The sequence below is a fragment of the Candidatus Burkholderia verschuerenii genome, from assembly GCF_001189365.1.
GTDB classification, from domain to species: Bacteria; Pseudomonadota; Gammaproteobacteria; order Burkholderiales; family Burkholderiaceae; genus Caballeronia; species Caballeronia verschuerenii.
Map to the genome: position 1 here is coordinate 1 of NZ_LFJJ01000187.1, position 10,998 is coordinate 10,998.

The window sequence follows — 10,998 nt, forward strand, 5'->3', positions numbered from 1 at the left end:
TTCAGCTCAACGTCATGCCTCAACCTCTACTCGTGCGCTGCAGACCTGGCTGAGATGTGCGTTTACGTCTGCACCAGACTGCGTCGTTGGGTCCATTCCGGCAAATTCAATTTTGCAGGCCAGACTAGATATGTTCGCGGAGCAGCATCCAAACCTGCTGTTCGTCGCTACGAGCAACTTTCCGCAAGCGGTCGACAGCGCATTCTTGTTGCGATGCGACCTGGTGTTGGAGGTTCCGCTGCCGGGGAAAGACGCTTGCAAGAAGATTCTGACGGAGTGCCTTACGGGCGTGGCTAAGCAGTTTCCAAAAATTGGTGAACTTGCTTCGCACCATAGCTTTGGCGCGTGCGCGGCAGAGTGTGAAGGCCTCGACGGCCGCGCCATCCGGAAAGTCGTGGAACGCCTTGGCTGCCTGCAAGGAGACAGCCATCGACCCCAACACGGTAACCATCGACCAATTGCATACCGCGATTAAGCGGGCCAAGCGTGCTCGTCTCCAAAAGGAAAAAGCGTAATGAGCAGCGTAGTTAGTCGCAAATTTCGCGGCACACCCTATCGGAATGCGTCGGATACCTGGAGCGAAATCGTCGAGCTTCTGACGCAAGGTAAGGACAGTTCGGCACGCAAGGAACTGCGCGCGGTCGCAGGTATTGCAGCCAGCCTTATTACAGAGCAGGCGCCCAAGCAGGCCGCCATCATCGCCACTTGCGATGGGCCTCGTACACGCATTTACTGCACTTATGACGACGATGCGCTGGACGGCTCGGACGCAAATGAAGATGCACTTTCATTCGAGCCGCTGAAGGGAGACTGGGCTGTGTCGCTTCCGTGCCCTGAGTCGGACCTTTCGTGGGTTCAGGCGGCCCTGAAGAAGCACAGCAGCCGAATCACTACACGCGACCTTGCTTCCGGGTTCGCTTTGGATGAGGCTGCGGATAACGCCAAAGCGATGACCCTCGACGTCGAAGGGCTGCGAAATCTATGAACTCCGTCGCCACCTACAGCTACACACATTCTGTCACTTATGTGACCGACAATCTCTTGAGAAGCCTCAAGGACATCATTGTCAATAGTGGGCTTGGATTTGCCCCCATACTTCCGGACACCGTCTCACACCTGAGTTGATGATTCCGTCCTGCGCCTGAATTCGCGAGGTGAACGGTATTTCAAGGCGCTGTGCGGGTGCTTTTGAATGCCACTGCCAGGTTGCGCACTGCCGTCGCAGCGTCGGGCTTGGGCATGAAGGCAACGTAGTCGCGCTTCATGGTCTTCACGAAGCTCTCGGCCATGCCATTGCTTTGCGGACTGCACACCGGTGTCGTGAGCGGCGTGAGTCCGATATCGCTCGCAAACGCGCGTGTCTCGTGCGCAATATATCCCGAGCCGTTATCGCTTAGCCATTCAATCGAAGACGGCACTGCGTCGACATTGCCAAACCGATGCTCGACGGCAGCAAGCATCACGTCACGAACATCGTTGCCGGTGTAGCCACCGGTCGTTGCGACCCAGCTCATGGCCTCCCGGTCACAGCAATCCAGCGCAAACGTAACGCGCAATGGCTCGCCGTTCTCGCATCGGAATTCGAAGCCATCGGAGCACCAGCGTTGATTGCTTCTGGCCACCGCAACACGTCCGTCGTGTCGCCGCGTGATGGCGGGACGCTTTGGCCGCCGCTGCAGCAACAGGCCGTGAACGCGCATGACACGGTAAATGCGCTTGGCATTCACCGGCCCCGCACCGTGCATCTCCCGGTTGTTGCGAATGACGCCCCAGACCCGGCGATAGCCATAACTTGGCAAATCGATGACGGCCTCGCGGATTTCTGCCTCCAGATCCGCATCGTCTGTCCGCCCGGCGCAGCCACCGTCTTGCCAGCCGGCAGGGCGTGCACGCCTGACCGACACGTTCGAGCGCGCAACGCCGAGAACTTCACAGACCTGCTTCATTGGTCGTCCCCCGGCAATGATGGCGAGCGCGCAATCCATTTTTTTTGCTCGACCGTACTCCATGCATGGACGCCCCCAGTTTGCCAAGCTTTCATTCTGTGACGGTTCGAAGGTTAAGATTGCTGCCATGCATCCGGACTTTGTTGCCAGAGTGATCTGGCGGTCCCTGATGGAATATGCTGATCAAGTCCTCTTCACTGCTGCGTGCTGTTATGCACGGTGGAGTACTCAGGCTTACTTGATCACGGTCTTACCTGTCTCGCCATCACATCGTGATTGCCTTAGCAATCGTTGGAAGCCTCCTGCTTCGATCTAAGTACCGGTTCAGCTAGCTTGAGAAGGTTACACAGCGCTCCTATAGGCGCATTGGAACTCTCGATCGTGCGCTAGCAGCGCCCACACAATCCGCGCTGTCTTGTTGGCTATGGCGACGACTGCAACATTGGCGTTGCGACGTAAGAGGAGACGCTGCAACCAGCCTTCGGATTATGTTTTTCGACTCGCGGCGAGCATGATTGATCGCGCACCATGAATCAGCAGCGTCCGCAAATATGTGTCGTCTCGCTTGCTGATTCCAAGAAGGACATTCCTGCCGCCGCTTGAATTCTGTCTTGGTACCAGTCCAAGCCATGCCGCCAGTTGTCGCCCATTTGCGAAGCTCTTCGCCTCGCCGATAGACGCGATTAAGGCGCTCGCTGTAAGCGGGCCAATACCTGGAACCTGGGCGAGTTTGCAGCTTGCCTCGTTCTCGCGATGCCATGCCTGAATTTGTTTTTCCAACTCACGTATCTGGCAATCAAGTTCTTTCAGATGATCCACTAGTCGTTGGATCAACAGCCGGAACGACCCGGTCAACTCGACTGTGGCATCCTCAATCAACTCTGGAACTAACCGCGCGATCTGCGAGATCCCTTGTGGAACGATAAGTCCGAACTCGCTCAGCAGCCCTCGAATCTGATTGGCCTGCGCCGTCCGTGCCCGCACAAAACCCTGGCGAACACGATGCAGCGAAAGGACAGACTGCTGCTCAATATTTTTCATAGGCACAAAACGCATGTTCGGCCGCGTAACGGCCTCGCAAATAGCTTCTGCGTCAGCGGCGTCGTTCTTGTTTGTCTTGACGTACGGTTTGACGAACTGCGGTGCTATCAACCTTACCGTGTGGCCCATGCGTTGCAGTTTTCGCGCCCAATAATGAGCGCTGCTGCATGCCTCCATCCCAACTAAGCAAGCTGGTAAATTCGTGAAGAACGCCGCAACCTGATCGCGCTTGAGTATCTTCTTAAGTACCGTTTTGCCATGCTCATTCACTCCATGCACGGCAAAAACACTTTTCGCCAGATCGATACCAATTGTCGTGATCTTCATGATGGACGCTCCCCTCGTTAAAGTGGTTGCTTCGACACTCCACTTTGGCACATTGATGCGGTTTGGGTGGGGGCGTCCATTCCATTACTGCTTCTTTCAGAATTTCAACTTCTACGGTCTTCTTGCCGAGCAGCCGTTGCAATTCCCTAATTTGCTTGAGCGCGTCTACCAATTCCGAAGCCGCGACGACCTCTTCACCGGCGGACACCGCCGACAGGCTCCCGTCCTGATACAGCTTCTTCCAATGGAACAACTGATTTGGATTGACACCGTGCTGGCGAGCTACCATCGACACGGTTTTGCCAGGCTCCAAACACTCCCGGACCATCGCCGCCTTTTCTTCCGCAGACCACCGCCGCCGGCGCTCCGGTCCAGTCAACACTTCCATCACTTCCTGCTTGCTGTTAGGTCTAAACACAGTCGTATGACTACCCGTTATCTTAAGGTAGAGGCCGTGTCCGGCAATTCAGGGGGCCGCTCCAGGGCTCGACCCATCCGGTTTTGTCGGCGAATGGGAATCCAATACGCGCGCAATCAAGACATGGCTGGAGTCCGGCCACCTGGAGAGATTGATTCTGGATGTCTATGACCCAACCACTGACCGTCTCATCACGAGATGGGAGATTGACATTGCATACAGTTGGACTGGCGCTGGAGACGGCAGTTTCTGGACGGACACTGAGCAGTTGAGCTACGCCATCAAGAAACAAGGAACCATTCCTTCGCAAGCTCGATACGATTTTCGGATACACAGAAGCCCGGCCGTCCCGACGTCGAGGGGTGGGGCCCGGCGTCGAGCGCCCGTTCGACGGAAGGAATGAAGAGACAGAGCATTGGCACCACTGTTGAGCACAGCGGTTTGGGTGGTGAAACTACATACTGGAGAAAAATCTGATGCTGTCAACAAACGACGCCTTTAAAAAATTCAAGCATCGGCTCGAACTCAACACGCGCGAACAGGACAACGCGTCTGCGCGTCAGAATGAGGTGCGCGATTTCCTGAAGACCAAGTTCCAAATCGAACGCAGCTTTCTCACTGGTTCTTACGCTCGATACACGAAGACGAAGCCGCTCAAAGACATCGACATCTTCTTCGTGCTCGGTAAGGACGAAAAGCACTACCACGACAAGCCCGCTTCGGCAGTGCTCGACGCTTTTTATGATGCGTTGGTCGAGAAATATGGAACGAGCGCCATGCGGAAGCAGGACCGGTCAATCAACGTCGACTTTGGCGTTAAGGTCGGAGAAGAGGACAAGACCGACTATCGAATCCTCAGCATTGACGTCGTGCCGGCGTTTGACGTCGGTACCGAATACGAAATTCCAGACACCGCATCGGGCAAGTGGATTAAAACAGACCCCGAGATTCATGCCCAAAAAGCCGTTGACGCTTATCGTGCGTACAGCAACGAATGGAAGGGGCTCGTCCGGATGGTGAAATATTGGAACAACAATCCGAAGCATGGTGACCAGAAGCCTGTGAAGCCGTCGTTTCTTATCGAAGTGATGGCTTTAGAGTGCTTAGATGGCGGCTGGGGCGGTTCCTATGAGCGGGAGATGCAGGGATTTTTCGCTACGCTCGCTAGCCGGATTAAAGAGGAGTGGCCGGACCCCGCTGACCTCGGCCCACCCATCAGCAACGGCATGGACCTCGAACGCAAGGAGCGGGCGGAAAGGCTTCTCAAAGAGGCTGCTCGTGAAGTGACCTTGGCCATCAACCTTACGAGGCAAGGGAAAAATACCGATGGATTTCGACACCTTCCAGACTTGGTCGGAGGTGATCAACCGTTCAATTTCAATGTCGGCGGCGCAATGTGGAACTTTTCGGCATACCTGTCGCGGCGCTGATCAGCCGAGTCGATTCTCGGAGCGGTGAACGGGACCACTTATGCGCTGCTCGCCGTGGCGCTCGTCCTGACCTATCAAACCTGGGGACATGCCGATCTCCTGGCCTTCGGCGGCCTGACCCTGGGCGTGACGCTCGCTTTGTTCGCGATCCAGAAGGGCGGCTACCTCTACAGTCTGATCGTCCTTCCGCTCGTGCTTGCCGCAGCGTTCGCCTCCACCGATCCGGGAAGCCCGGCAGGCCAACGCGAAGCCGAAGCAAACCGGCGCGCCATGACGGGCCTGGGACTGTTCTATCTGATCATCGGGTTGTGCCGCGCGCTCCCGTTCTGCGACACCACGCCCGACGTGCCCGAATGGCTATCGGGCGCCAGCAACATCGGACTCGCGTTTCTTCCGGTGTACCGGCTGTGGACGGTTTCGGTCGGACTGTCCGTCCTGCTCGTGATGATCGCGTTCAGGCGTCGTGGCAACGAGCGATTCCGCCTGAACAATGCCGTCCTGAACAATGCCGTCCTGAACAGCGCGCGCGCCATGAGCGTCGGACTGAGCGCCTTCGTGGGGGTACTGACCGCTCCGGTGCTGGCCTCCGGCCCCTACGCCGGCTCGATGTATCTCGTTCCGGTGTTGTCCATCTTCGTCATCTGCTCCGCGAAAAAACCCGTCTACGTCGCGATCATCGCCTTCCTGCTGGGCCTGCTCGAAGCTGCGGCGCGGGTCTTCTATCCGGAAATGTCGTCGATCGTCCTGCCTGCCGTCGCAGTGCTGGTGCTGTTCAGCCGGAACGGCTATGCAGGCCTTCCGTGGACCCACGCCGTCAACCTGTCGTCGACGTGGAGACCGTCCCAGCAAAGCATCGTGAACGACGAGACCTCGTTCCTCGTGTTCCTGTTCGTCGGCCTGGGAATCAGCGTGGCCGCTGTCCTGCGCGGCGGACTCCAGGGCGACCTGCTGATCCGCATCTGGACCCTGGCGCTGAGCGCCGCCGCGTTCTCCAGACTGTTCAAAGACTACGGCATCCTGTCTTTCGGGCATGCCATGTACTTCGGTGTGAGTTGCTATGCGACGGCCGCGTTTATTCGATACCTCTCGCCCAATCCATTCTTTGGTGCGCTGGCGGGCAGCGCGGTCGCGGGAATGCTCGGACTCGCCACCACCATCCGGAGCGAAACGTTCGATCGGCAGACTTATGCAATGGCGCTGCTGCTGATCAGCGTGGTCGTCTATCAGACGACACTCAATCTGCCAGGACTCGGTGGTGAAGATGGCATGCTGGACCTTCCGCGTTATTTCGAAAACGAAGCGGCGCTCGTCTGGTTTGCCTTTGCCATGATCGCCATGGGCTTCGGGGCCCTGCAACTGGGCGCGCGATCCTTCGACACGGGCAATCAGGCGAGCGGTTTGTCGTTCGCGGTGGCGGCTGCGGTGACGGGCCTCGCCGGCAGTGTGAAAACCCTCTACAGCGGCTACACGCATCTCGGCAACGTGTACTGGACCATGACCGTTCTCACCGCGCTGACGACGGTGGCCGGCAAGTTCAAAAACGTCGGGGTCGTCATCGCCGCCACGACCGTCATCGCGTTCGAAGAGTGGGTGCCGGAGTGGATCAGGACGGGATACATCATTGCGCCGGAGTCCTTCCAGGCCATCTTCGGGGAGTCTGGCACGCCGGACGAGTTGACGGTGATACAGATCGTCATCGGCGCTGCGTTGATGTTCTTTGCGAAATTGCGCCTTTGCGCGCACGGGCACGTTTCGATCGATGACCATGCGAGGAAGCAGTCATGAAGCCGTCCTTCACCAATTCCACCCGGGCCATGTGTGCGAGCGCATTTCTCCTGGGCGAATCGTTCAGGAGCCGCGTGCTCGACGATCCCGTGGAGAAGGGGCTCGCCGTCGCGCCCGAACTTGACATCGATGTCAGGCTGCTCGCCCAGGTCTGCAAGTTCGCGCGCGCACGCGACGCGAAGTACGACCTCTTCTTGATCCTGGCATTGCTGCTCTGCCTGCCGCTGTGGGCGCTCGACAGCAACGTCGGCATCGCGGGCGTGGTCGTCACGACCGCAGCGATCTTCCTGTACAAAACATATGACGAGCGCTCCAACCTGCTTCCGCGTTTCAGGAAGGACCGTGCTGGTTCGGCACAAATGAGCCTCTTCACGAGCGTTCAACTCGACACTTACCTCAGCTCGGCACTTGCATCGGACGAACAGAACGTCATCGTGTACAGCGGCTTCAACCCTTTTGTCGGGGCGGGCGTCGAGATCGGCAGCTGGTCGTTTTCGCTGGACGTGTCCAGACCCGCCAAGGACGCCGGGCCGCCCGGGCCTGTCAGGAGTTCAGCAGCGCCGAAATCTCGGATGCGGTGTCATCCGCGATCAGGGCGCTGTCGCTCGACGGCTTCGTCACTTCCGACTTCTTTTTCGTCAGCGGTACGGCCGTGAAGGACTTCACAGCCATTCTTCCCGATGTCTACGCGGTGCCGCGGCAGGTCCTGCAACCGGAGACGGCGGCAGGCGGGCCGCGCGACACCGAGAGCCTGCGCAAGTACCGGTGGGCTTACATCGTCGATGCGCAGCAGGATATCGTGGTTTCGATCATTTTCCGCTTCGTCGTGAACGGTCCGACGATGTTCGTCGAATTCAACAAGTTCATTCTTCCGCAACTGCGCGACGAGTTCTCTCAGATCGAACGGCTCAAGCAATGGAAGACGTGGTACTTCATCGTGTTCGCCGTCGCATCGCTGCTGATGGGTCCGCTCAGATGCCTCGTGGCGATCTTCTCGACTTACCGGCACATCGGGCGGGCGCTCGGGATTTTCTTCGGCGCGTCCCACAGGAAGCGTCGCACGGAGATCGATGCAGCCGCCCTGTTCGATTACGGCGCGACCGACTCGCTGCGCCAATCGCTTTCCAGCGACCAGTACAAGAGCTTCTTCCAGAAAGCGGATGCGGACTTCTACATGAAGTCGTTGGAGCGCACGTTCCTCAGTGCCGTGCTCGAGTTCCTGGAAGAGCACAACGTTGATGTCGGCGATATGCGCGACAAGCAGTCGGTCATCGTCAACAGCGGCATCATCGTGCATGGCGGGGATGTCAAGGCGGACACGCTGGCTGTCGGCGAAGGCGCGAAGACTCGCAAGACGGAAGTTGCAGCAACGAACCCGCGAAAGGAGGAAGCGAAATGAGCAAGACGACGCAATCCGCAGGCAACGAGGGAATCCAGGCCAGCTCGGTCACCGCCGAGGTTCTCGCCGTCGGACACAAGGCGCAGACGACGAAGAACGTCTTGTCCGGTTCCGATCAGGAAAGGCTGAAAGCGGCGGCGGAGCGCATCGACCGGCTCCTGAGCGCATTGCCTGGCGATGACGACACCTCTCGGGAGATGCGCTCGAGCGCCGACGAACTAAAGACCAGGGTTGCCGAGCCCAAGGCGCACAAGGACCGGATCGCGGAGTTGCTGCACGGCATCACCGGATACGCCAAAACCTTCGGCACCGTGATAGGCGACGTCAGCACGCTGAAGGAGTCGATCTCCACGATCGCCAAAGTGCTGTCGATCCCGTTGTTCTGACCCGCCCGGCCGGCCGCTCGCCGCACTTGCGATCCTTCGATACGGCGAGCAGACTGCATTGGCGGCGATCGTCGGACTGGACCGCGGCTGCATGCAGCCGGCGGCGATCTTCACGCTTTGGGAGGTCATCACGGCCTAGGTTGGCCCGATCTAGATCATCTTCCTTACATCGAGGTCGATTGGCTAGAGTCTCAGGTTGTGCGACTCTTAGGGTCGATCATGTTGGCAGAGGACGAGGACGGCACTATCCGTCGCCGCTTCTACCCCGTTCCGCACGCAGGTTTTGAAATCGACGAAGATAGACTTGACTTGACGAATACCACCACGGCCAAGCTCGTGAAATTAGCCTTGATCGACACGATCGACAACGTCGAATGGCCACCATATATCCGAGCGAACTGGGATGCGTGTCTCGGCTGGAATTTTGATCTGATTGACCCTTCGGCATCAAGTAGAAGACTTCAGCGTCGATACCGTCCCGCGAAATAAAGGCGGGACATGTCGGGGCGCTGGAGAGCTGGATTTTCCGGCGCACGGGCTCTTCAGCGCGCCAACCTTTACTTTCCATATACGCGAACTAATCTTCGTTCTTGTGCAAGAAGGGAAGTGAAACTGTGACTTCGCGAAGAGGAGATGGTGGATGAGGCTCGTCCGTTCGCACCTGAGCAACTCTTTGCCTTTCACCCTATCGCGACCCGGCGATCGAAATGGATGTACCATTTCCATGTCTGGAGTCCAGAGCTTTTACGACGCCTTTCTCTTTAATCGTTTTTGGCCGTCGACTTCTGCGCGATCACTTAGAGCGTGCAGGAAGACGGATACTACGTTTTCCCGCCACTGCTTCTGTCCACACGCGTACTATGGCTCGATGCGGCTGCATGAAGCCATCAAACACGCACTGCACAATATGCGAGGGCCGGAAAAGCACGCATTAAAGATCGACAGATCGATACAGAGCCAGATTATGAAAGTCATATCTTTACTTCGCGATTAGCCGAGCGTAATTTTACTTCGCAAAGCGCACCAACTTTACTTCGGTTGACGCACACAAACTCTCGCTTACGCTTGAATACGACTACGACTACGACTACGACTACGCCAGTGCAAGCGCCACCGCTTGGCGGGCGCTGCAGGGTGACCCGTCGAGTTACTGGCGCTATCGCGAGCCGGCGAACAACGCGCAGGAGCTAATGACCCGGCGCTCGCTGTTCGTCTATGCATCTATGCCTGACGTGTTCGTTCAGCATCTGGCGCTGTCTGCGATGGGGCGCTACAACTTCGACGATCACAGTTACTTCACGTGGCTCGATGCGCGCTATCACTGGCCACGCACCGACGTAGCCGTGCAATGGCAGAGCAACCACGGTTCTGCGCGCAGCGTTTACGGGGCGCAGGCGCAAAGCGAGATCGTGCAGGCGATCGCGACGTGCTTCTTTTGACGGGAACCGGGGGAACGTGTCCGCTGACACGCATCACGCAAGACGCGCCCGACGCTATGCGTCGGCTGCCGGAACACGGCGTTGCGGTGTGCGGGCCGCGATCACGCGGGAGCGGACGGCGCGACCAATTGGTTCACCCGGATCGGTTCACCCGGATCGCGACCACCGCGCTCGCCGGCAATCATGGATTGTTCAGCGCGACTCGATCGCGGACCCGCCGCCTTCCCCCGTGGAACGGTTCGCATGACAGACGCAGCGCGTCACCACGTTGATCGCGCGGCCGAGCGACATACCGACGAGCCCGCCCCAGACAGCGAACGACCATACAGCGAAGGCGTCAGTGGCCGCCCACGGCTGCGAGGTTGCAATCGCGTAATGAATGAACGTTTCGGCGACAAACGTCAGGAGCAGCGTGACCAGCAGGCTCGCGTCGCCCGGCAGGCGTACGAGCATGCCTTCCGGCCCGTTCCTGAACTGCAGGCGCCAGCGGCGCGCGTGGAACCAGCCGCCCGCCGTGCCAAGCATGAGCATCGCGAGGGCCACCGCGTAGGCAGCGACACCTGCCCGTGGAAACAGGTGGCCGAGGCTCGACAGGCCAAGACCGACAAACAGGACCGGAAACAGGATCGGACGCACCGGCCGGACTTCGCGCACGAAGCAGCGCTTCACGCCGATATACACGAACAGGCAGAACAACACGTGGTAGTGTGCAGAATGATGTGCAAAAACGCTGAGGCGGCAGGAGCGCAGAGGCAGGGGTGGCCGTGGTGTAAGTTGATGAATGTCCAGTTCGTCAACCTGCCCTCGGGAGGGCTTACGCCATGGCC

The 10,998-nt window shown here is 58.4% G+C and carries 10 protein-coding genes and 5 pseudogenes; 11 read left to right on the forward strand and 4 right to left on the reverse strand.

Annotation, left to right across the window (positions count from 1 at the left end):
• From BVER_RS30575 to BVER_RS30580, 3 genes and pseudogenes are all read left to right on the forward strand, one after another.
• Positions 1–475: pseudogene (locus tag BVER_RS30575) on the forward strand (hypothetical protein); the annotation flags it as partial.
• Positions 476–514: 39 nt separating this feature from the next.
• Positions 515–985 carry a CBASS system Cap8 protein gene (locus BVER_RS23760; RefSeq protein ID WP_050455374.1) on the forward strand — a complete coding sequence of 157 codons (471 nt, stop codon included), beginning with the start codon at positions 515–517 and terminating at the stop codon, positions 983–985.
• Positions 982–1,125 carry a hypothetical protein gene (locus BVER_RS30580; RefSeq protein ID WP_232316730.1) on the forward strand — a complete coding sequence of 48 codons (144 nt, stop codon included), beginning with the start codon at positions 982–984 and terminating at the stop codon, positions 1,123–1,125. The genes BVER_RS23760 and BVER_RS30580 overlap by 4 nt, the downstream gene beginning before the upstream one ends.
• On the opposite strand, the pseudogene BVER_RS23765 reads toward BVER_RS30580, so the two are convergent.
• The 3 pseudogenes from BVER_RS23765 to BVER_RS30585 all read right to left on the reverse strand — a co-directional run.
• Positions 1,111–2,018: pseudogene (locus BVER_RS23765) on the reverse strand (IS3 family transposase); the annotation flags it as partial. The gene BVER_RS30580 and the pseudogene BVER_RS23765 sit on opposite strands and share 15 nt — an antisense overlap.
• A 270-nt stretch (positions 2,019–2,288) precedes the next feature.
• Positions 2,289–3,314, reverse strand: a pseudogene (locus tag BVER_RS23770) (IS110 family RNA-guided transposase).
• Positions 3,315–3,399: 85 nt separating this feature from the next.
• Positions 3,400–3,702: pseudogene (locus BVER_RS30585) on the reverse strand (transposase); the annotation flags it as partial.
• A 76-nt stretch (positions 3,703–3,778) separates the two neighbouring features.
• Here BVER_RS30585 and BVER_RS32815 point away from each other — a divergent pair.
• The 8 genes and pseudogenes from BVER_RS32815 to BVER_RS34475 all read left to right on the forward strand — a co-directional run bounded on the left by BVER_RS32815 (position 3,779) and on the right by BVER_RS34475 (position 10,171).
• Positions 3,779–4,209, forward strand: a pseudogene (locus tag BVER_RS32815) (HORMA domain containing protein).
• Positions 4,209–5,162: a CBASS oligonucleotide cyclase gene (locus BVER_RS23780; RefSeq protein WP_232316731.1), complete on the forward strand. Its 954-nt coding sequence runs from the start codon at positions 4,209–4,211 to the stop codon at positions 5,160–5,162. The pseudogene BVER_RS32815 and the gene BVER_RS23780 overlap by 1 nt, the downstream one beginning before the upstream one ends.
• Before the next feature lie 24 nt (positions 5,163–5,186).
• Entirely contained in the window at positions 5,187–6,947 is a 1,761-nt protein-coding gene (locus BVER_RS23785) for an ABC transporter permease subunit (protein ID WP_050455376.1), read from the forward strand.
• A complete protein-coding gene (locus BVER_RS23790) occupies positions 6,944–7,603 on the forward strand; it encodes a hypothetical protein (protein ID WP_050455377.1) in 660 nt (219 codons plus the stop codon). The genes BVER_RS23785 and BVER_RS23790 overlap by 4 nt, the downstream gene beginning before the upstream one ends.
• Positions 7,525–8,346, forward strand: a complete 822-nt coding sequence (locus BVER_RS23795) for an AbeC-like domain-containing protein (protein ID WP_157056194.1) — start codon at positions 7,525–7,527, stop codon at positions 8,344–8,346. The genes BVER_RS23790 and BVER_RS23795 overlap by 79 nt, the downstream gene beginning before the upstream one ends.
• Complete coding sequence (locus BVER_RS23800) at positions 8,343–8,732, forward strand: hypothetical protein (RefSeq protein WP_050455379.1); 390 nt, start codon at positions 8,343–8,345, stop codon at positions 8,730–8,732. Before BVER_RS23795 ends, BVER_RS23800 begins: the two co-directional genes overlap by 4 nt.
• A gap of 219 nt (positions 8,733–8,951) precedes the next feature.
• On the forward strand, positions 8,952–9,221 hold the full coding sequence (locus BVER_RS23805) for a hypothetical protein (RefSeq protein ID WP_157056195.1): 270 nt from the start codon (positions 8,952–8,954) through the stop codon (positions 9,219–9,221).
• A 701-nt stretch (positions 9,222–9,922) separates the two neighbouring features.
• Entirely contained in the window at positions 9,923–10,171 is a 249-nt protein-coding gene (locus BVER_RS34475; RefSeq protein ID WP_232316732.1) for a hypothetical protein, read from the forward strand.
• 192 nt (positions 10,172–10,363) lie between these two features.
• On the opposite strand, the gene BVER_RS23815 is transcribed toward BVER_RS34475, so the two are convergent.
• On the reverse strand, positions 10,364–10,921 hold the full coding sequence (locus BVER_RS23815) for a hypothetical protein (RefSeq protein ID WP_050455382.1): 558 nt from the start codon (positions 10,919–10,921) through the stop codon (positions 10,364–10,366).
• Positions 10,922–10,998: the final 77 nt, after the last annotated feature.